The organism is Rhizobium sp. 22-785-1, from assembly GCF_053521965.1.
Window position 1 is genome coordinate 215,409 of the sequence record NZ_JBNWDI010000007.1, and the last position, 20,206, is coordinate 235,614.

General features: G+C 56.2%; 17 protein-coding genes, 1 tRNA gene and 1 riboswitch. Of the genes, 12 read left to right on the plus strand and 6 right to left on the minus strand.

The genetic code is table 11. The features are described 5' to 3' along the window. The first annotated feature begins 12 nt into the window (after positions 1–12). The 4 genes from secDF (at position 13) to ACQZ5M_RS15860 (ending at position 4,412) form a co-directional block, all read left to right on the plus strand. Positions 13–2,574: a protein translocase subunit SecDF gene (gene secDF / locus ACQZ5M_RS15845; RefSeq protein ID WP_296016242.1), complete on the plus strand. Its 2,562-nt coding sequence runs from the start codon at positions 13–15 to the stop codon at positions 2,572–2,574. After that, positions 2,574–2,966 carry an Mth938-like domain-containing protein gene (locus ACQZ5M_RS15850; RefSeq protein ID WP_296038042.1) on the plus strand — a complete coding sequence of 131 codons (393 nt, stop codon included), beginning with the start codon at positions 2,574–2,576 and terminating at the stop codon, positions 2,964–2,966. The genes secDF and ACQZ5M_RS15850 overlap by 1 nt, the downstream gene beginning before the upstream one ends. Before the next feature lie 12 nt (positions 2,967–2,978). After that, complete coding sequence (locus ACQZ5M_RS15855) at positions 2,979–3,827, plus strand: phytoene/squalene synthase family protein (protein ID WP_296076570.1); 849 nt, start codon at positions 2,979–2,981, stop codon at positions 3,825–3,827. Positions 3,828–3,929: 102 nt separating this feature from the next. After that, positions 3,930–4,412: a hypothetical protein gene (locus ACQZ5M_RS15860; protein ID WP_296076572.1), complete on the plus strand. Its 483-nt coding sequence runs from the start codon at positions 3,930–3,932 to the stop codon at positions 4,410–4,412. On the opposite strand, the gene trmFO is transcribed toward ACQZ5M_RS15860, so the two are convergent. The 3 genes from trmFO to ACQZ5M_RS15875 all read right to left on the minus strand — a co-directional run bounded on the left by trmFO (position 4,364) and on the right by ACQZ5M_RS15875 (position 6,789). Continuing rightward, positions 4,364–5,833 (minus strand): methylenetetrahydrofolate--tRNA-(uracil(54)-C(5))-methyltransferase (FADH(2)-oxidizing) TrmFO, encoded by a 1,470-nt coding sequence (trmFO, locus tag ACQZ5M_RS15865; protein ID WP_449080233.1) that lies wholly within the window; start codon positions 5,831–5,833, stop codon positions 4,364–4,366. The two genes, ACQZ5M_RS15860 and trmFO, sit on opposite strands and share 49 nt — an antisense overlap. Before the next feature lie 297 nt (positions 5,834–6,130). Next, the gene (locus tag ACQZ5M_RS15870; RefSeq protein WP_082447266.1) at positions 6,131–6,274 is read right to left on the minus strand and encodes a DUF1127 domain-containing protein; all 144 of its coding nucleotides are present in this window, start codon (positions 6,272–6,274) and stop codon (positions 6,131–6,133) included. 368 nt (positions 6,275–6,642) lie between these two features. Further along, positions 6,643–6,789 (minus strand): DUF1127 domain-containing protein, encoded by a 147-nt coding sequence (locus tag ACQZ5M_RS15875; RefSeq protein ID WP_082447210.1) that lies wholly within the window; start codon positions 6,787–6,789, stop codon positions 6,643–6,645. A gap of 552 nt (positions 6,790–7,341) precedes the next feature. On the opposite strand from ACQZ5M_RS15875, the gene ACQZ5M_RS15880 reads away from it, so the two are divergent. From ACQZ5M_RS15880 to ACQZ5M_RS15890, 3 genes are all read left to right on the plus strand, one after another. Further along, positions 7,342–7,426: transfer RNA gene (locus ACQZ5M_RS15880), tRNA-Leu, on the plus strand. Positions 7,427–7,615: 189 nt separating this feature from the next. Further along, on the plus strand, positions 7,616–9,091 hold the full coding sequence (gene tig / locus ACQZ5M_RS15885) for a trigger factor (RefSeq protein ID WP_449080234.1): 1,476 nt from the start codon (positions 7,616–7,618) through the stop codon (positions 9,089–9,091). A 532-nt stretch (positions 9,092–9,623) separates the two neighbouring features. Then, the gene (locus ACQZ5M_RS15890; RefSeq protein ID WP_296014762.1) at positions 9,624–10,277 is read left to right on the plus strand and encodes a hypothetical protein; all 654 of its coding nucleotides are present in this window, start codon (positions 9,624–9,626) and stop codon (positions 10,275–10,277) included. 161 nt (positions 10,278–10,438) lie between these two features. Here ACQZ5M_RS15890 and sthA read toward each other — a convergent pair whose 3' ends face one another. From sthA to ACQZ5M_RS15905, 3 genes are all read right to left on the minus strand, one after another. After that, complete coding sequence (sthA, locus tag ACQZ5M_RS15895; protein ID WP_449080235.1) at positions 10,439–11,857, minus strand: Si-specific NAD(P)(+) transhydrogenase; 1,419 nt, start codon at positions 11,855–11,857, stop codon at positions 10,439–10,441. Between the two features lie 235 nt (positions 11,858–12,092). Continuing rightward, a complete protein-coding gene (locus ACQZ5M_RS15900) occupies positions 12,093–12,638 on the minus strand; it encodes a DUF1003 domain-containing protein (protein ID WP_449080236.1) in 546 nt (181 codons plus the stop codon). Positions 12,639–12,718: 80 nt separating this feature from the next. After that, entirely contained in the window at positions 12,719–14,659 is a 1,941-nt protein-coding gene (locus ACQZ5M_RS15905) for an LTA synthase family protein (protein ID WP_449080254.1), read from the minus strand. Positions 14,660–14,898: 239 nt separating this feature from the next. Here ACQZ5M_RS15905 and ACQZ5M_RS15910 point away from each other — a divergent pair, with 239 nt between their 5' ends. The 5 genes from ACQZ5M_RS15910 (at position 14,899) to ACQZ5M_RS15930 (ending at position 20,113) form a co-directional block, all read left to right on the plus strand. After that, on the plus strand, positions 14,899–16,578 hold the full coding sequence (locus ACQZ5M_RS15910; protein WP_449080237.1) for an NAD+ synthase: 1,680 nt from the start codon (positions 14,899–14,901) through the stop codon (positions 16,576–16,578). A gap of 38 nt (positions 16,579–16,616) precedes the next feature. Next, positions 16,617–17,447 (plus strand): TolB family protein, encoded by an 831-nt coding sequence (locus ACQZ5M_RS15915; protein WP_449080238.1) that lies wholly within the window; start codon positions 16,617–16,619, stop codon positions 17,445–17,447. Between the two features lie 32 nt (positions 17,448–17,479). Beyond that, positions 17,480–17,660: riboswitch (cobalamin riboswitch) on the plus strand. A gap of 95 nt (positions 17,661–17,755) precedes the next feature. Then, positions 17,756–18,442, plus strand: coding sequence for a 5,6-dimethylbenzimidazole synthase (gene bluB / locus ACQZ5M_RS15920; protein WP_296019106.1), 687 nt, complete (start codon positions 17,756–17,758; stop codon positions 18,440–18,442). A gap of 107 nt (positions 18,443–18,549) precedes the next feature. Continuing rightward, on the plus strand, positions 18,550–19,185 hold the full coding sequence (locus ACQZ5M_RS15925; protein WP_296019104.1) for a LysE family translocator: 636 nt from the start codon (positions 18,550–18,552) through the stop codon (positions 19,183–19,185). Positions 19,186–19,225: 40 nt separating this feature from the next. Then, positions 19,226–20,113: an EamA family transporter gene (locus tag ACQZ5M_RS15930; protein ID WP_296019100.1), complete on the plus strand. Its 888-nt coding sequence runs from the start codon at positions 19,226–19,228 to the stop codon at positions 20,111–20,113. Positions 20,114–20,206: the final 93 nt, after the last annotated feature.

The following is a 20,206-nucleotide window of genomic DNA, read 5'->3' on the forward strand; positions in this document are numbered from 1 at the left end:
ACCGAGACCGAAATGCTTCATTTTTCCCGCTGGAAAACAGTCTTCATCTGGCTGATCGTGCTGATAAGTGCCGTCATCGCTTCCCCCAACCTGTTCACGGACAAGCAGCTGGAGGGTATGCCGAATTGGTATAAGCACAACAAGGTGACGCTTGGTCTCGACCTTCAGGGCGGCTCCTACATCATGCTCAAGGTAGAGCGTTCCGACATCGTCAAGGAACGTCTCGAAACCATTGTCGGCGATGTTCGTGCTCAGTTGCGCGATGCCAATATCCGCTACTCCGGTCTCACCGGCAACGGTCAGCTCGTTCAGGTGCGCATCACCGATCCGGCGCAGTACGAAGCAGCAAAGAATGCGCTGAATGACCTGACACAGCCGGTTTCATCCGGCACACTTGTCGGCAGTTCTGTGCATGAAGTGACGATGAGCGACGGCGGGGACAATGTGCTTCGCCTCAACCTCACCGATGACGGCATCAATTACCGCCTGTCATCGGCTGTTTCACAATCGATCGAAGTCGTCCGTCGCCGTGTCGATGAACTTGGCACCACCGAACCTCTCATCGTACGGCAGGGCACCGACCGCATCATCGTTCAGGTTCCCGGTCTGCAAGACCCTCAGCGCCTGAAGTCTCTATTGAACCAGACTGCCAAACTGTCCTTCCGCATGGTGGACACGTCCATGCCGGTTCAGGAAGCACTGAACGGACGCCCGCCCGCGACCGATGAGATTCTCTATTCGCAGGACGACCCGCCGGTTCCTTACCTCGTCGAGCGCCGCGCGCTGGTGTCTGGTGACAATCTGGTCGACGCGCAGGCTAGCTTCAATCAGCAGACTAACGAACCTGTGGTCACATTCCGCTTCGACAGCCGCGGCGCCCAGCGTTTCGCCCAGGCTACTCAACAGAATGTCGGCAAGCCTTTCGCCATCGTTCTCGATAACAACGTTATCTCGGCACCTGTGATCCGTGAGCCGATCAACGGTGGTCAGGGCCAGATTTCCGGCAACTTCACGGTTCAGGGCGCAAACGACCTTGCCGTGCTGCTGCGTGCCGGCGCTCTGCCCGCAACGTTGACGGTGGTGGAAGAGCGCACCGTCGGACCGAGCCTTGGCAGCGACTCCATCAATGCCGGTCTGACTGCCAGCGCCATAGGTGCAGCGGGCGTTGTGATCTTCATGCTCGTCTTCTACGGCTTCTTCGGCCTGCTGGCGAACATCGCTCTGATCATCAATATCGTTATGCTGCTCGCACTTCTCAGCATCATCGGTTCGACACTGACCTTGCCGGGTATTGCCGGTATCGTCCTGACGATCGGTATGGCGGTCGATTCAAACGTTCTGATCTACGAGCGCATCCGAGAGGAAGTCAAAAGCGGCAAACCGCTGATATCATCGCTTGAGAATGGATTCACCCGCGCTTTCGCGACCATCATCGACGCCAACCTGACCACATTCATCGTTGCCTGCGTTCTGTTCTACATGGGCACAGGTCCTGTCAAAGGCTTCGCCGTGACGCTTGCCGTCGGTATCGTCACGACCGTGTTCACTGCCTACACTCTGACGGCCTGGCTCTTCGGCGCCTGGGTTCGCCGCAGTCGTCCGAAGCATCTACCGAAGGGCGTGCGTACGGGTATGTTCGACGGTAAGGACATCCCGTTCATGAAGTACCGTCGCATCGTTTTCGGTATTACCGGCGTGATCATGCTCGCATGCCTCGGCGGCTTCATGACTAAGGGTCTCAACCTCGGTATCGACTTCCAGGGCGGATCGATCATCGAAGTTCGTTCGAAAAGTGGTGAAGCCGATCTCGCAGACATTCGCGACCGCCTCAGCCAATTGAATCTTGGTGAAGTGCAGGCGCAGAGCTTTGGTTCTCCGCAAGACGTGCTGATCCGCATTCAGGCGCAGGAAGGCGGAGAGAATGCCGAGCAGTCTGCGATTACGCTGATCCGCGGTGAGTTGCAGGACAAATACGATTTCCGCCGAGTGGAAGTTGTAGGACCGGCCGTTTCGGGCGATCTGACTTTGACTTCGACCGTCGGTATCGCGCTCGCCATGATCGCGATCATGATCTACATCTGGTTCCGCTTCGAGTGGCAGTTCGCGCTCGGCGCGATCATCTCCATGGTCCACGACGTGGTCTTCACAATTGGCCTCTTCGTTTTTCTGGGCATCGAATTCAACCTCACAAGTATCGCGGCAATATTGACCATTATCGGTTACTCGCTGAATGATACGGTTGTCATCTATGACCGAATTCGAGAGAACCTGCGGCGATACAAGAAGATGCCGCTGTCTATGATCATCGATGCGTCCCTGAACCAGACGCTGTCGCGCACGATCCTCACGGGTCTGACCGTGATGCTCGCGCTGCTTTCGCTCTACCTTTTCGGTGGTGAGGTCATTCGCTCCTTCACATTCGCGATGCTCTTCGGTGTCGGTATCGGCGTATTTTCGTCGATCTACATCGCGGCCCCGGTTCTGATCGCCTTCAATTTGCGCCCGTCCAGCACGGACGCCGACGATAAGGACGACCAGAAGGCGAAAGCGATCAACGGCAAACCGGCAGTCTGATGGCTGGTGGAATCGAAATACGCCCGGCCCACTTTCCAGGCCGGGCACCCATCGATGCCTATGGAAACGGTGGATTTCGGTTTGCCGAGATGTCGCATCGCGGTTCGCTTCTATGCCTTCCATCTGGGATTCACGGATGGGAGGTCACAGATCACTCGCAGTTGTCTGTCGATAATTTCGCAAAGGTTCTGGAACAGTCGACCGAGATCGAGTTTCTGTTGATCGGCATGGGCGACTCCATGCGGGTCGTGCCGAGGGAGTTGAAGGCAGCGCTGAGGGAGGCCGGAATCTCGGTCGATCCGATGAGCACCGGCGCTGCGGTCAGAACATACAACATCATGCTTTCCGAATCGCGGGCAGTCGCTGCCGCCCTGATTGCGGTCGAAGGCTAAGAACGGTTATCGATGGCGGATCTTTCGGCGGATAAGAACGTATGTCTGACGATGCTGCGCGATATGGATCGCGACAGATATCTCGCATGCCTTCTCGCGCCGGAAAGTAAGCGCGGCGACCTTGCTGCACTTTACGCATTCAATGCCGAGATTGCCCGCATCCGCGATGCGGTTCGTGAGCCACTTCCCGGTGAAGTCCGCATGCAGTGGTGGCGCGATTTGCTGGAGGGTAATCCGCATGGCGACAGCGTGGGGCATCCTGTTGCCGCAGCTTTGCTGAACGCGCTCGCCACGCATAATCTGCCACGCCAGACATTGCTCAATATGATCGAGGCACGCATCTTCGATCTCTATGATGACGTTTTCGAAAACCGCAACGCACTGGAAGGCTATGCAGGGGAGACGGCATCCGCGCTGATCCAACTCTCCAGCATCGTCCTTTCACCGGAAGATGCCGCAAGAAGCGCCGAAGCTGCCGGTCACGCAGGCGTCGCTCAGGCAATGGCGGGCATGCTGCTATTGATGCCGCTGCACCGTCGTCGCGGGCAGGTCTATGTTCCGCAAGACATTCTATCTGCGGCAGGGCTGGACCGAGAGGCTTTTCTGGAGGGGGCGGATAAAGACAGGATAGGCGCGGCTATCGACATTTTCTGCGCTCATGCGCTTGATCATCTCGAAAAAGCGCGTCGCTCGGTGCTTCCTTCGGCCGTCGCTCCCGCGTTTCTTCCCGTGGCGCAGGTTGAGCCTGTCTTGAAAGCCGCCAAGCGCCTTGGCGCCGGCAATCTTCACCACGGCATTCAGCTGTCGCTCCTGCGTCGTCACTGGCTGCTGGCAAAAGCGGCTTATCTCAAGCGTTTCTGACAGGGCTCCACGCCCACGCAAGCCTGGTGCGGTATCAAGCCCGTCTAGTTTCGGCGCATCGAGTGCGCCCGACACATCTTCGACGCCTACGGAGTGCCATGGATGTCTCTGACCATCTGGACAATCGTTCTCGTGTTGCTATGCGCTTTTGCCATTTACGTGTGGCGCTTGAAGCGTTTTTCTGAAGATGACGGCAATCGAGATACTGGGCAGGCGATTCTCGATTTCGCCCGCGCCTTTCCCAATGAAGCGATCCGCAGCCTGCATATGACGGCAGATGGCAACGCCGTCTTCGTTCGCCTGCATGACAACAAGGCGGGCTTTATGCGTAATATGGGAAAGCACAATGTCTGCATGATGCTCAATCCGGAGCGTATCACGGTCGAGCATCTGGAAAGCGGTGATGGTTTCGTCGTGACATTCCTCGACGCCCCTAAATATAGCGGCGCCTATCGCTTCAAGTCAGCAGGGGAGGCTGCCGAAGTGTCTCTCTGGTTACTCGGCAGCTATCTTGAAGCAGCAGAATCAGAGTCTCATCAGGCGACTGAGGCCGCTTCCAACTCTTCGCCGTCTCCCGCGACCTGACCGAAAACCGGTGCTTCAACGCCAAGCCATGCGGCGCAATCCTTCAGCGCTCGGGCACTCATTAATTGCCGCTTCATGATCGTCTTGTCCTTGCCGCGAAAGCGTTTGACGCCTTCCGGCTTGACGATCGATCCTGGCTCGAGGTCTGGGAACAGCCCGAAATTGACGTTCATTGGCTGAAAAGAGCGCTTGCCTGGCTCTTCGTCGGTGGAAAGATGCCCGCCAGTAATATGGTTCAGCAGTGCCCCAAGCGCTGTTGTGGAAGGTGGCAGGCGGATCGGCTCGCCCTTGTGTTCGGCACTTGCAAATCGGCCGGTCAGGAGGCCGATGGATGCGCTCTCAACATAGCCTTCGCAGCCGGTGATCTGGCCTGCAAAGCGGATATCCGGTCGGGACTTCAGCTTCAGTGAGGGGTCGAGCAGTCTCGGCGAATCGATATAGGTGTTGCGGTGCAGGCCGCCAAGGCGCGCAAATTCTGCGTTCTCGAGGCCGGGTATCATCCGGAAAACTTCCGCCTGCGCGCCGTATTTCAGCTTCGTCTGAAAGCCGACCATATTATAAAGCGTACCAAGAGCGTTGTCTTGACGCAGCTGCACCACCGCATAGGGCTTGACGGTCGGATTATGGGCATTGGTCAGCCCCATCGGCTTCATCGGGCCGTGGCGAAGCGTCTCACGACCGCGCTCGGCCATGATTTCGATCGGTAGACAGCCATCGAAATAGGGCGTGCCCTCCCACTCCTTGAAGCCAACCGTATCGCCCGTAATCAGCGCATCGATAAAGGCGTGATACTGCGCCTCGTCCATCGGGCAGTTGATGTAGTCCTTGCCGTTACCGCCAGGTCCGACCTTGTCGTAACGTGACTGGTACCAGCAGATGTCCATGTTAATGCTGTCGCGATGAACGATCGGCGCTATCGCATCAAAGAAGGCGAGCGCGTCTTCGCCGGTTTCCGTCTGGATAGCGGCGGCGAGCTCGGGTGCGGTGAGGGGGCCGGTCGCAATGATCGTATTGCCCCATTCTTTCGGTGGAAGGCCAACAATCACTTCACGAACAATGGTCACCAGCGGATGCGCCTCAAGTTCAGCCGTCACCGCCTCGGAGAACCCATCACGATCAACAGCGAGAGCACCACCGGCTGGGACCTGATGTTTGTCGGCGCAGGCCATGATTAGCGAACCGGCGAGACGCATTTCCGCATGAATAACGCCAACTGCGTTGGCCGTTGCGTCGTCGGAGCGAAACGAGTTGGAACAAACGAGTTCGGCAAGACTGTCACCCTTATGCGCGTCCGTGCCGCGAACACCGCGCATCTCGTGCAGGATAACCGGGACGCCCGCCTGAGCGATCTGCCAGGCAGCTTCAGAGCCGGCAAGCCCGCCGCCAATGACGTGGATGGGAGAATTTGTGTTGTCTTGCATCGCGCACTCACATCGTCAACCAGGCACCCGAAGGTGTCAGAGGTCGAGCATCTTGTTGATTGGCTGTGCCTCGCATAAGGGAGGCAATCTGCGAATGCAGTACCACGAGCGATAAAGAGCGCCAAATGTTTTCGCCCTTGCCTGACGTTGAGTTAAGTGGCGCGCCGTGGGCTCTGTTGTGACGGTTGTCGTCATCCACGAATCAAAAACGGCGCTCGTGGCGCCGTTTTTTCTCCTGTCGCTCAGTCGCCCGATGTCCCTGGGAGGTCGGCTCTTTCGGGCGACCCTGTACGCTGATTAGCGGAACGAACGGGATGCAACGTTACGGATATCGTAACGGGTCAGGCCGATGTCGCTGAGAGCCTGGTTGGAAAGGCTGCCCAGTTCGTTGAGCGTGCGACGGTAGCTGATCCAGTTCTTTGCAATGCGAAGCGGGTTCATGGGTATTTCCTCAATCTTTTATGTTCGTTTGATCTTTGATGTCTGTCCGCCGGGCCGCTGGTTATCTGCGCTCTCGGCTGTTGATGTCGTATATACATATTCAAAGCCATGAATTGGAGTGCAGATTTTGAGCGACTGCCATGCATTTGTGCAATGTGTCGTCTATTTTTGCATCTTCGCGCGGAATGTGCGCATATTTTGAGCGCAGAGAAGGCCCATCTTTTCGATTGCTGGGGGGGGGGGTAATTTCGGGGGGGGCAGGAGAGAAGTAATCGCGAAAAAGAAAAGGCCCGGAGCAGGGTGCTCAGGGCCTTTTGAGGGTAACACGTCGGACAGGTCAAAGATGACCAGTCGGTGTTATCGTTCTATTACATGCCGACGGCGGTGCGAGCAACGCGACGGATGTCGGTGCGGCCGATGCCGAGATCGCTCAGTTCGCGGTCGCTCATGCGGTCGAGTTCAGTTACGGTCTGACGATACTTGCGCCAGTTGTTCAGCGAGCGTGCAATGTTCATGATCTTATCCTCTTTTCGGTTCGCCGGTTGCTTGGGATCAACTCGGCTTCGTTTTCTGAACTGGAATATATGCCGCTCGGCGCACTTCAAAAATAGACAAAGAAGGATGACACCTATGCACTAAACGCAGGGCGAAGGCAGAATCGGCATCCACTTCCTTAACAAATGCATAATTTGACGGCACTCAGGTTGTTTTCTGGGGTGCAACGGTCAAGAGCAGGGCGGGGGTTTGTTTTTTCCGGTCGTCTATTTTTTTGTCAGGCTCGACACGCAGTCATCGGTGTGCTCATCGGGTCATCAAGGCTTCGGTGGCCATCGCTCAAGGTCGAAGTCACGTCAGCACATCGATAGAGGAGAATCGAGCAGACGCGGTACACCTCGTGAATCTCGGCGATGCTCTGTTCGACATTGTCATATAAGCCTCGAAACCCATGGAAATAGGCCTTGTACAGCGTCATTTTTCCTTTGCGCTCCTGAAAACGGATGATATAGAGACGCCGCGCTCCGGAAGGCCTCATGTGCCAGATGTTGTTTATGCAGGATTTAAAGAGCGCGGGTATGGCGGAATTGGTAGACGCACCAGATTTAGGTTCTGGCGACGAGAGTTGTGGGGGTTCGAGTCCCTCTACCCGCACCACAAATCGCCGGGAAAACAAGGTGAAGCGTTTCGTTTTGCCCTTTCCCAGGCTCAGGCATAATTGCTCCGCAACGCGCCTGTGCATGCAAGTTTTATAGTCACGGCCGGTGAATTCAGGTTCCGGCGCTGTGCTCGAAATTAACCGACGGCTGTCTCTGAGCACTGCCGCCATGATGTGAAGGTATGAAAATGCAGGTTATCGAAACGCTCGCTGAAGGGCTGAAGCGCGAAATCAAGGTCGTTATCCCGGCCGCTGACATGAAGGCTCGCCTCGACGAGCGCCTCGCTGACGCCAAGGATAAGGTTCGGATCAACGGCTTCCGTCCTGGCAAGGTGCCGGTTGCTCATCTGAAGAAGATGTATGGCAAGTCCATCATGGCAGACCTCGTCAACGAGCTGGTTCGCGAAAAGCCTTCTGAAATCATTTCCAGCCGCGGCGAGAAGTCGGCGACGCAGCCTTCCGTATCTATGACGGAAGACCAGGATGAAGCTGAAAAGATCCTGTCCGCTGAAGCAGATTTCGAATTCAACGTTGCTTACGAAGTCATTCCGGCTATCGAACTGAAGTCGAATGACGGCATCAATGTTACTCGCGAAGTCGTCGAAGTAACCGAAGACGAAGTCACCGAGCAGATCCTTAAGATTGCCGAAAGCGCTCGCAGCTACGAGACCAAGAAGGGCAAGGCCGCTGAAGGCGACCGCGTCACCATGAACTACCTCGGCAAGGTAGATGGTGTAGCCTTTGATGGCGGCGCTGCTGAAGATGCCGAACTGGTTATCGGCTCCGGCCGCTTTATCCCAGGCTTCGAAGATCAGCTCGTTGGCGTAAAGGCTGGCGACGAAAAGACCATCACGGTTACGTTCCCGACCGAATACCCTGCCGCTGAGCTGGCTGGCAAGGAAGCCACCTTCGACATCACCGTCAAGGAAGTTGCTGCTGCTGCCGACGTTGAAATCAACGACGAACTGGCAACCAAGCTTGGTCTCGAATCGGCTGAAAAGCTGAAGGAAATCGTTCGCGGCCAGATTGAAAGCCAGTATGGCAACGTGACACGCCAGAAGGTCAAGCGTCAGATCCTCGATCAGTTGGACGAGCTCTACAAGTTCGATACGCCTGCTGGCCTCGTCGACGCCGAGTTCGACAACATCTGGCGCCAGATCAACACCGATCTTGCACAGTCCGGCAAGACCTTTGCCGACGAAGACACCACCGAAGAAGAAGCCCGCGAAGAATATCGCAAGCTGGCTGAACGTCGCGTTCGCCTCGGCCTCGTTCTCTCCGAAATCGGTGAGAAGGCTGGCGTTGAAGTCACCGAAGAAGAAATGCAGCGCGCTCTCTTCCAGCAGCTGCAGCAGTTCCCGGGCCAGCAGAAGGAAATCCTTGATTACTTCCGCAATACGCCTGGTGCATCCGCATCGCTGCGCGCTCCGATCTTCGAAGAAAAGGTCATCGACAAGCTGCTGACCGAAGTTTCCGTCACCGATAAGACGGTTTCCAAGGAAGAGCTTCTTGCTGACGACGCTGAAGAAGGCGCAGAAACCAAGAAGAAGGCTCCAGCTAAGAAGAAGGCTGCTGCCAAGGCTGACGCTGCTGAAGGCGAAGAAGCCGCTCCGAAGAAGAAGGCTCCTGCCAAGAAGAAGGCAGCTGAAGGCGACGCAGAGTAATCTACTGTTGTCATCATTCTATAGGAAAGGGCCGCGGCGAAAGCTGCGGCCTTTTCATTTACGGTGACGGCAAAGTCTGAGCGGTTGGGTATGACAGAGAACAGTCTTTAACCTACCGCAGCCTCGCGCATGAGCCAGTGCAGCCTTTACAACAGCTGAGTCGAGGCTGGTTCTGTGTTCTGACGATCACATTGCGATGCACAATAAATTTTTACTGCACCTGCTCTTGTTCATCTCCTGTTCATCTGGCACCCTTTGGGGGTGATTTGCTAAACGCCTGGTGGCGTTAAAGGCAATCCAGTCGCGATACGCGGCTCGGCTTTAAGCCTTAAGTTCCATCTCTCTTTCGGGCGCGGCTAAAATGCCGGGCCTGTCGATCCATGTTTGTCGAAGTCAAACGCGGATCAGGCTGGCGATTAGCGCCGCAAAATTCAGTCCGGGTGATCTCGTTCTCTGGGTCGCCCAAGCCGAAACGAGAACTGCTGTTGCCCTCCCAAGAGCAGCAGGTCTTTTTAAAGCTTGAGGAAATGACATGTTTGTCAAAATATTAGGCACGCTCGCTGCGGCCTCGCTTGTTCTTTTGTCGCCAGTACAGGTAAAGGCGCAGGAACGCGGATTGATCTGGGCGCCTGCCAAGAATTCCGACCGCTCCTACTCAGCGAGGTTAGGCGCGAGACTGCCCACCGAGACTCCGCTGCGCGCGGGGCTTGAGATGGGTATGAGTGCGTCGGAAGGCGGTGCAGTGGTGGATACGCCCGTGAAGTTCTGGGGCGATGTCACTCTTATGTCCACCAATCTGCCGGGTGTTAAGATCGCTAGAGACATCGGCGTTCTGATGAACGCCTTGACCGGATCCAGCGCCTTGACCATGACGATGACACAAAAGCGCGTGGCGACGGCCGATTTTGATGTGGAGTCGAACCGCAACGTGACGCTGCGCTATGACGGTCCCAGCCAGCAGTGGAACGGGCTTGACGTGTCGCAGTCCCTGCGACTGACGCGATCCGCCACCGGCACCGCTTTTATTTTGACCGGTGCGAGTCGTGAAAGCTTTCAGGAATTCAGTTCCAGTGTTTCGCTCGAACAGAGGCTCAGCGATCACTTCACCGTCACCGGCAGCTTTGATCGTCAATATGAAGATCGCTTTCGGCCAGCGGTTCGTGCGAACTACAAGGTCAGATGGTGAGGCGATACAGCATCAGCCCGAAAGTGGCACTCGATTTTCGGAAAAGCACGATGCGTAGATTTAAAAAGTAAAGCGCCGTGCGTTCAATAGGACGCACGGCGCTTTAGATATCACTGTGCATGCGTACAGCAGGCGACCAAGAAACCGATGCGGCAGAAGCGTTAGCTTGCCGTCTCGGTCAAGTTTTTGATGTCGCCCATGCGGTTCCATGCATCGAGTCCGGCGATTTTGTAAGCCTCTGCAAGCGTCGGGTAGTTGAAGGTGTTTTCCACGAAATATTCAACCGTGCCCTTGAGGTTGAGCACCGCCTGGCCGATGTGAACAAGCTCCGTTGCGCCTTCGCCAACGATATGCACGCCGAGAAGCCGACGGGTCTTCAAGGAGAAGATCAATTTCAAAAGGCCGGTGTCCAGGCCCATGATGTGACCGCGGGAGGTTTCCCGGAAGCGTGCAATTCCGCATTCGTAAGGAATGCCGCGCTCTTTCATCTCTTCTTCGGTCAGGCCGCAGGTGGAAATTTCCGGTACAGCGTAAATTCCATAGGGGAAGTATTTCTGCGGTTCCATTGCAATGGCGCCGACCGCGACGCGCGCAGCGATTCGTCCCTGTTCCATCGAGGTGGAAGCAAGACTTGGAAAGCCGACCACATCGCCTGCGGCAAAGATGCCTTTCACGGATGTTTCGAATGTTTCCGGATTGACGGCAAGCCGACCGCGGCTATCCGCCTCAAGTCCCGCTGCGGCAAGATTCAGCGTATCGGTGGCGCCCATTCTGCCAGCGGCGAAAAGCACCATTTCCGTTACGATCGTGCGCCCATTGTCGAGCGTGATCGAAACCTTGCCTTCGGGTGTATGCTTGACCTTTTCTGCCTTCTGGCCGAGGAGAAGCTTCATATTTCGGTCGCGGAGCTGGTAAGTGAAGTCTTCGACGATTTCCTTGTCGATGAAATCGAGCATCGTCGACTTAGGATCGATCAGTGTCACAGCCGTATCCAGCGCGCTGAAAATCGTTGCATACTCGATGCCGATGACGCCGGCCCCGATCACGACCATGGAGCGGGGTAGCTTCTCGATCTGTAGCAGTTCATCACTGTCGATCACGCTCTTTCCATCGAAGGGCATGTAGTCTGGTCGGAAAGGCCTTGTGCCGACAGCAAGCAGAATGCTCTTGCCCAACACATGCTGCACTTCCCCATCGTCCTTGACGATCTGAAGCGTATCGGGCGTGATGAAACTGGCCTTGCCGCGAATGTGTTGTACGCGGTTGCGAGCGAATTGGTGCTCCAGCACTTCCACCTCGTGATTAAGTGTAATCAACAAGCGCTGACGCAGATCCTCCGCGCTGATCTCCTGTTTGACGCGGTAGGACTGACCGTAAAAGCCGCGCTCGCGCCATCCGGACAGATTGAGCGCCGTTTCACGCATCGTTTTGGACGGAATGGTGCCGGTATGAACCGATACACCGCCGACACGGCTACCCTTTTCGATGACCAGAACCTTCTTGTCTAGCTTTGCTGCCTGGATGGCAGCGCGTCTTCCCGCAGGGCCGCTACCGACAACAATGAGATCGTACTGGTTCATGAAAAAGCCTCTGGACGTGAACCGGGTTCAATGCCCGAATGTGAATCTGACAGATGATATTTACGATCGAAAGCCTGATGCTCCCGACGTGCGGACATTGTTCCCGCGCTTGCACATCCGAATGGCGAAGAATGACGGAGTGCAATGCAACAAATGCCTGCGTCAATCTGTAGCGTAGAAATCTGACGGATTCGTAACCGGCGCCGCAAAAGCGGTAAACCCGAATGTCGGTCGATCAGGATGGGGTGCTGTCTTCAGCCGGTCCCAGCCGTTGATGCAGTTTTGCGATGTCTTCCCGCAAGGCCGCGAGTTCGGCCAAAACCTTGAGATCGATCTTTTCATGGAGGGAGAGAACCTCGAGTTCGGCCTTCAGGTTGACCTCGTAATCTTTGGCGGCTTCGAAACGATCACGCTCGGCTTGTCTGTTCTGCGACATCATGATGATCGGCGCCTGAATAGCCGCCAGCATGGAAAGAATAAGATTGAGGAAGACAAAGGGGTATGGGTCAAAAGCCTTTGTCGTTAAAACGACCGTGTTGACGACCGCCCAAAGAAAAAGGAACACCAGGAAGCTGATGATGAAGGCCCATGAGCCACCGATGCGCGCGATGCTGTCTGCCAACCGCGCTCCAAAACTGGACTCCTTGGAGAACTCCGCATTCGTGTCCGTGGAGATAAGTTGTTTCTGATGCGCCACCTCCAGAATCCGCTTTTCGACGTCGCCAATATGGCGAGACGATCGTTTGAAGTGGGACAGCACGTAATCTGGAATGGCAGACATGATCGTTCTCCAGCAGGGCGTTGTCCGGAAGTAAACGCAAGGAACCCACAAGTTCAAATTAAATCGCGAGTCGGACGGCATCAACTCGATGGCGCTGTCTCGTGAAGCCAGCTGAAGCCTGGGAAAAACCTGTCTTTGCCAAATTGTTCGCCGAACATCATATCGAACTGCAACTGACGATACGCGTTCAGAGCTGGCGGTATAATCGCAGGCGCAATCGACCAGTCAGGTACCGCTGAACCATTGCGCTCCATCAGCATGTGCCGGTCAATCACCGAGTGGGACGCATGCACCTTGCCGAGTACGCCGGTATAGAACGGATCGTCAAAGCCGGCAGTTTTCAGAACGTGATAAGGCAACAGCGCCGGGCTGACCGTACCGATGCGGTTCTGTAGACCCGTTCTGGATGACCAGACCACGAGAGGCGTTTCGTGCTCGGTCTTCATGGTGGCAAGCGGCGCGCGGCGTGTCGCGACCATGTCCGGCATATAGCCGCTTTCCACAAATGTCTGCCCGAGCGGCGGCAGATGATCGCCAAACAGGACAATCACCGTTTCGCGTTCCCGGCCTTTTGCCCAGGCAACCAGCTTTGCGAAACTCTCGTCGGCTTCCGAAACACCTTGGACATAAGTTGACAGTGCCGTGCCTGCGCTCTCGGACAGGTCGCTGCTGACCGAAATGGTGTTCTTAGCATATCTGTTTGGCTCATAGGGGCCATGACCCTGTAGCGTGACGGCGAAGAGGAACTGTGGCTTCTCGGCCGCATCGACTGTCTGGATAATCTCGTTTGTCAAAGCGTCGTCAGAGGCAAAAGCTCCACGCTTTTCCATGGGCGGCAGGGTTTCTTCCGAGCGGAATTCTTCGAAGCCGAAGTGATTGTAGACCTCACGCCGGTTCCAGAACCACTCCTGGAAGGGATGGACAGCAATGGCGGAGTAGCCCTCCGAGCGGAAGAAAGTGGCGAGCGATGGCATCGGACGTCGCACATATTGCTGATAGGGGATGCTGCCATAAGGCAGAAACGCATTGCTGAATCCTGTCAGCGCTTCGAACTCGACATTGGCCGTCATGCCGCCAAACTCCGGGGAAAAGACATGGCCGGATTGCATGGCGCGGATTTGCGGCATCGGATCTTGCGAAAAACGGACATTTTCCAGCCGCGTCGGATCCCATAGCGATTCGCTCATGATCATGATCACGTCTGGCCGCTTGCTGTGGTTGACGGCGAAGGCCGAGTTATCGGAGGCGATGTCTGCGATGGTCTCCGCGCCGTAGCCATAGGGCGCTGTCACTTTCGCCATGGGAATATTGAAGGCAAACGCCATGATGAAGCCGTTGTGCCGGTAATTTTCCTTCTGATCCCACATCATCGGAATGATGTTCAGTCTGTCCCTGATCCAGGAATAGCTTGAATATTCCATCATTGATCCGAAGCTGACAAACACCGGAACGGCAATTGCCAGCCTATACATCCTGGCTTTGAGCGGAATGACGGGCGCATGTGTGGAAGAAAGGCGCCACAGAAGGACAGCCGCGAATACGGCAGCGGCAACTCCAACCGCAAGAAACAAGGCTGTCAGAGGCTGCGCCTTCAGCATGGCTGGCAATAGCTGGATAATCTGACGTCCGAAAAGCAGGTCCGACGGGTAAAGCGGATCGGAGAGATAGAGCTGTTTCTGACTGGAGAAAAAAGCGGGCAAGACGAGCAGCGGAACTGCAACGATCAGCGATCGGTAGTGACGCCCGAAGACAGCGTCCAGCGCCATGAGACCGATGACCACTGCGCAGACCGTTGTCAGTCCGGGTCGCGAAGACGAAAGCAGAAAGGTAGCGACGTCGTGCAATGTGCCTCGCGCAATCCACTCCATGCATACCACAAGGAGAACGGCGGCAAGAACGAGATTGACCACGGACTGGATGTTACCGGCTTCACGGGCAGGGAACCGTGTCCATGGGTTTGAAAGGACGTGTTTCATCCTTTCGGCAACCGTTGTTTTGGGCACCGATTTCGTCACGATTATACTCCGGCAGTCGTGGGGACAGGCATGAATCACCCGTCATATAAGTGTCATCTAACTGTCACATACAGGCAATGAACGCGACATGAACTATGCGCAATTCACAGGTCTGGCGCGTAACCATTGCGTGAGCCGTGGATGTCCGGCATTCCCATGCCGAAACCTTCTTGGAGGGCCGTTGTTTTATAACAGTTTTATCCTGCGCGTTGCACAGTGAGAGCCGGCGCGATAATGAGGAAGGCATGAGCACAGAACAGACCATTCCCCACACGTTCCGGATCGCGATCGGACAGTTCAATCCGACCGTCGGCGATGTCGCTGGCAACCTAGCAAAAGCGCGAGAGGCGAGAGCGGATGCCGCAGCCCAGGGCGCCGATCTACTTCTGCTGACGGAGCTTTTCATCTCCGGCTATCCCCCGGAAGATCTGGTCCTGAAGCCGGCATTCTTGAAAGCCTGCCTCAAGGCGGTAGAGGATCTGGCCGCAGAAACGGCGGATGGCGGCCCGGGCGTTATCATCGGCTTCCCCCGTCAGGGCGAGAAGGGCAGGCATAACTCGGTCGCCTTGCTGGATGGTGGCGAGATTGTCGCTCTGCGTGACAAGGTTGACCTGCCAAACTACGGCGAGTTTGACGAGAAGCGTGTCTTCAGCGAAGGCTCCATCTCCGGCCCTTACAATTTCCGGGGCGTCCGCATTGGCATTCCGATTTGCGAGGAGATCTGGAACGATCTCGGTATCTGCGAGACCTTGGCCGAGGCTGGCGCTGAAATATTGTTGGTTCCGAATGGCTCGCCCTATTATCGCGGCAAGGTCGATGTGCGTCATCAGGTGGCGCTGCGTCAGGTTATCGAAAGCGGGCTGCCTCTCGTGTTCGCCAATCAGCTTGGCGGTCAGGATGAACTGGTTTTTGACGGGGCAAGCTTCGGCTTCAACGCTGATAAGACGCTGGCATTTCAGATGAGCCAGTTCGAAGCAACGCTTGCCGTTACCGACTGGAAGCGTACCGAGAATGGCTGGCATTGCAGCCAAGGACCGATGTCGCATATTCCCGAAGGCGAGGAGGCCGATTATCGCGCCTGCATGCTTGGCTTCCGCGACTACGTCAACAAGAACGGCTTCAAGAGCGTCGTACTCGGTCTCTCTGGCGGTATCGATTCTGCCATCTGTGCGGCAATTGCAGTCGATGCGTTGGGTGAGGAGAGGGTGCGCTGCATCATGCTGCCTTACCGCTATACCTCGGAAGAATCGCTGAAAGACGCTGCCGATTGCGCCAGGGCGCTTGGTTGTCGCTATGATATCGTGCCGATCGCCGAGCCCGTAGACGGCTTTATGTCAGCCCTTTCGGAACTGTTCGAAGGCACGGAAGAAGGCATAACAGAGGAAAACCTGCAAAGCCGAACACGTGGGACGATCCTCATGGGCGTGTCCAACAAATTCGGCTCGATGGTGGTCACGACGGGCAACAAGTCGGAAATGTCGGTCGGCTATGCCACGCTCTACGGTGATATGAATGGCGGGTTCAATCCTATCAAGGACCTCTATAAGATGCAGGTCTACGCCATCTCCAGTTGGCGCAATGCCCATGTCCCGCCGGGTGCCCTCGGGCCTTCCGGTGAAGTGATACCGGCCAACATCATCTCAAAGGCTCCGTCGGCTGAGTTGCGGCCCAACCAGACAGACCAGGACTCGCTGCCGCCATATCCGGTTCTTGACGATATTCTTGAGTGCCTGGTTGAACAGGAAATGTCCGTCGACGAGATCGTCGCACGCGGTCACGATGTGACAACTGTCCACCGGATCGAGCATCTGCTCTATCTTGCCGAGTACAAGCGTCGCCAGTCCGCACCGGGTGTGAAAATCACCAAGAAGAATTTCGGACGTGACCGGCGCTATCCTATCACCAATCGCTTCCGCGACCGGTAGGCTAGCCTGCCAGTCTGGACGTGGTGAGGGGAGTAACGATGCGCAGTTCAGTCGAGATATTCAATATTCGTACTCGGGCAAATCGGGTGGTCTGGCAGACGGACAAACTGTTCGAAGCACCCAACTGGTCCCCAGACGGTCGCTATCTCCTGTTGAACAGTGAGGGCCTGCTTTATCGCTTGTCTCTGGGTGGAGATGTCGCGGTAGAGAAGGTCGACACCGGCTTTGCCGTACAGTGCAACAACGATCATGGCATTTCGCCGGATGGGTCGCTTTACGCGATTTCGGACAAGGTCGAGTTCGGGAAGAGCGCGATCTATCTTCTTCCGTCATCAGGTGGCGCGCCGACATTGATGACGCCGAACCTGCCCTCCTACTGGCATGGCTGGGCGCCGGATGGCAAAAGCTTCGCTTACTGCGGGATCAGAGATCAGATTTTCGATATTTATTCCATGGACATAGAAACCCGCAACGAGACGCGCCTGACCCATGGAGAGGGGCGAAACGACGGGCCGGATTATTCGCCGGACGGTCATTGGATATACTTCAACTCCAGCCGCACGGGACAAATGCAGATCTGGCGCGTAAGAGCAGATGGATCAGCCGTCGAGCGGATCACGAACAGCCCATATGGCGACTGGTTCCCCCATCCGTCTCCAAAGGGAGACAAGGTCGTCTTCATTTCCTATGACGGCGACGTCTTCGACCATCCGCGTGATCTCGATGTTCGCGTGCGACTGATGGATCCCGATGGTGGCAATGTCGAAACGCTCTTTGATCTTTTTGGCGGGCAGGGGACGATGAACTCTCCCAACTGGTCACCAGCTGGTGATGAGTTTGCCTATGTGCGATATTTCCCAGCCGAATAAATCTGCGGCGCTTGCCTTGGCGCCAACAATTGGACATACGGTTTTCGTCAGGTGCCTGCTTGAGCGGGAGAATCGGGAATGCGGTGCAAGACCGCAACGTGCCCAACGCTGTGAGGCGGATGACCGTCGCCATATGCCACTGAGCAATCTCGGGAAGGCGGCAACGGTCAGAAGAAGCCAAGTCAGAAGACCGGCCTGACACGATGGACCAGTCCGCGCGGACGGCGGCAGGTTGTGAGGAAGGAGGTGTGTGACGCGGCGCAATCTGCGTCCTCACGCGGTACTTCCTGCATTGTTGGGGATTGACGATGCGACCTGATGACACCCGGCGCGGCCTGAGGCCAGCTTTTGAATTTGCCGAAGACGACAAGGCTGCGGTCTACCGCGCTATCGAGACTCGCCGCGATGTCCGCAATGAGTTTTTATCCGATCCGCTACCGTATGAACTGATCGGAAAGCTGCTTGCTGCAGCCCACGCCGCGCCTTCGGTCGGCTTTATGCAGCCGTGGAATTTTACCCTCGTCACGAATGGTGAGATCAAACAGGCCGTGTGGCAGGCCTTCAGCCGTGCCAATGAGGAAGCGGCACAGATGTTTGCAGATGAAAAACAGTCGCTTTATCGCAGTCTGAAGCTGGAAGGAATCAGGAAGGCGCCGCTCTCCATCTGCGTCACCTGCGATCCGACAAGAGGTGGCGATGTGGTGCTGGGGCGCACCCACAATCCTCATATGGATGTTTATTCCACGGTCTGCGCAGTCCAGAACCTCTGGCTGGCAGCACGTGCCGAGGGCGTCGGCGTTGGCTGGGTCAGCATCTTTCATGACGATGATATCCGAGAGATACTGGATATCCCGCATCACATTCAAATCGTGGCGTGGCTTTGCCTGGGATATGTTTCTGAACTCTACGCGGAGCCAGAGCTTGCAGTGAAGGGATGGCGCCAACGCCTGCCGTTAGACCAATTGGTATTCAAGAACCGGTGGGGCGAAAAATAGGTAGCAACTTTGCCGCGTGAGCTGCTTCTCAATAGTTGAAAAAAGGTACTTGCCTGTCCTGCTGGCCGATGGCTTACTTTCTCTTTGTTTCGAGAGGGGATTTACCGATGCCGATTGAAAACTGGCTGGCCTTCGTGGCCGCATCCGCCGTCATGCTCGCCATTCCAGGGCCCACGATCCTCCTAGTCATTTCCTATGCGCTCGGACACGGCCGAAAGGCAAGCAGCGCCACGGTTGCTGGCGTAGCCCTTGGCGACTTCACCGCCATGACGGCCTCAATGCTGGGCCTCGGTGCGCTGCTGGCAACGTCTGCCGCGCTCTTCACGATCTTGAAGTGGGTGGGTGCTGCCTATCTGATCTATCTCGGTATCAAACTCTGGCGAGCGCCCGTTGGAGCTTCGTCTGACGGGGAGGGAAATGTGACAGGGCGTGAGCGTCCGATAAAAATATTTCTCCATACCTATATCGTGACGGCGCTGAACCCGAAGAGCATCATCTTTTTCGTCGCCTTCCTGCCGCAGTTCCTCGTGCCGAACCTTCCGTTCTGGCCGCAGGTGCTTATTTTCGAAGTTACTTTTCTTGTGCTTGCGACTTGCAACGCGGCTCTTTATGGGTTGCTGGCGAGTGCAGCGCGCAACACCATTCGCAAGCCCTCCGTCCAGCGTGTCGTCAATCGCACCGGCGGCGGACTTTTGATCGGTGCCGGACTGCTCGCGGCAGGCTGGAAGAAAGCTGCTGCATAAAAGCGTCGCCAGTCTGCGCGGCGCGAGTTTGGATTGAACAATGTCAGCGCCGCACATCCTTCTTGCTCTCGTCACGGTCTTCCTCTGGGGTTTCAACTTCGTGGTCATCAAAATCGGCGTCATGGATATGCCGCCGCTTTTCCTGACAGCTCTGCGTTACCTTTTCGCAGCCGTCCCGTTGATGTTCTTCCTGCCGCGCCCGAAAGTGCCGTGGAAGCACATGGTCGTTTACGGCATGGTCATGGGTTGCGCGCAGTTCGGACTGCTTTATACGGCCATCAAGTGGGGGCTGCCTGCCGGGCTTGCTTCACTCGTTATGCAGTCGCAGGCGTTCTTCACCATGGCGCTCGCCGTCACGTTGCTGGGTGAAGTCCCGCTGAAGTCCCATATTGCCGGCGCAGCTGTCGCTTTTTCAGGCCTTGCGGTGATCGCTCTGGAACGTCTGGAGCTGACGGCCCTCGTTCCCCTGCTAATGTGTGTCGGCGCGGCCTTCAGCTGGGCGATCGGCAATATCGTCAATCGCAAGGTTGGTCGGGTGAACGCCATCTCCTTCGTGGCATGGACGAGCCTTGCGCCCGTGCTGCCATTGATTGCGCTTTCGTTGCTGCTCGAAGGCCCACAAGCGATCCGCGACGGTCTGGCCAACGCCAACATGATGACGGTAGGCGTCGTTGCCTACATGGCCTATGGTGCAACGATCATCGGCGCAGGGATCTGGAGCTTTTTGTTGCTGCGCTATCCGGCGGGAACCGTGGCTCCGTTTTCACTGCTGGTGCCGATCGTCGGATTTATGGGTGCATACTTCGCCTTCTCCGAACACATCACGGTTCTGGAAATCGTTGGTAGCGCTCTCGTTGTCGCAGGTCTGGCGCTGAACGTTTTTGGCCGCCGCCTCTCCTTCGGTCGCACGCGCTCTGGTACCGCGTGATGAACAGCAATGAGTTTTTCAATTCCCTGTGCATTGTTGCGATGCGTCCGGGCTTTTGAGTAAAACTTTGGTAAAGAGAGTGTTCGCCGTTCA

Coding starts and splice junctions, on each gene's coding strand:
- ACQZ5M_RS15850 (WP_296038042.1), top strand. CDS start 2,574: ATGGCTGGTGGAATCGAAATACGCCCGGCCCACTTTCCAGGCCGGGCA.
- ACQZ5M_RS15890 (WP_296014762.1), top strand. CDS start 9,624: ATGTTTGTCAAAATATTAGGCACGCTCGCTGCGGCCTCGCTTGTTCTT.
- ACQZ5M_RS15900 (WP_449080236.1), bottom strand. CDS start 12,638: ATGTCTGCCATTCCAGATTACGTGCTGTCCCACTTCAAACGATCGTCT.
- ACQZ5M_RS15925 (WP_296019104.1), top strand. CDS start 18,550: ATGCCGATTGAAAACTGGCTGGCCTTCGTGGCCGCATCCGCCGTCATG.
- ACQZ5M_RS15870 (WP_082447266.1), bottom strand. CDS start 6,274: ATGAACCCGCTTCGCATTGCAAAGAACTGGATCAGCTACCGTCGCACG.
- bluB (WP_296019106.1), top strand. CDS start 17,756: ATGCGACCTGATGACACCCGGCGCGGCCTGAGGCCAGCTTTTGAATTT.
- ACQZ5M_RS15855 (WP_296076570.1), top strand. CDS start 2,979: ATGGCGGATCTTTCGGCGGATAAGAACGTATGTCTGACGATGCTGCGC.
- secDF (WP_296016242.1), top strand. CDS start 13: ATGCTTCATTTTTCCCGCTGGAAAACAGTCTTCATCTGGCTGATCGTG.
- sthA (WP_449080235.1), bottom strand. CDS start 11,857: ATGAACCAGTACGATCTCATTGTTGTCGGTAGCGGCCCTGCGGGAAGA.
- ACQZ5M_RS15860 (WP_296076572.1), top strand. CDS start 3,930: ATGTCTCTGACCATCTGGACAATCGTTCTCGTGTTGCTATGCGCTTTT.
- tig (WP_449080234.1), top strand. CDS start 7,616: ATGCAGGTTATCGAAACGCTCGCTGAAGGGCTGAAGCGCGAAATCAAG.
- ACQZ5M_RS15875 (WP_082447210.1), bottom strand. CDS start 6,789: ATGAACATTGCACGCTCGCTGAACAACTGGCGCAAGTATCGTCAGACC.
- ACQZ5M_RS15910 (WP_449080237.1), top strand. CDS start 14,899: ATGAGCACAGAACAGACCATTCCCCACACGTTCCGGATCGCGATCGGA.
- trmFO (WP_449080233.1), bottom strand. CDS start 5,833: ATGCAAGACAACACAAATTCTCCCATCCACGTCATTGGCGGCGGGCTT.
- ACQZ5M_RS15915 (WP_449080238.1), top strand. CDS start 16,617: ATGCGCAGTTCAGTCGAGATATTCAATATTCGTACTCGGGCAAATCGG.
- ACQZ5M_RS15930 (WP_296019100.1), top strand. CDS start 19,226: ATGTCAGCGCCGCACATCCTTCTTGCTCTCGTCACGGTCTTCCTCTGG.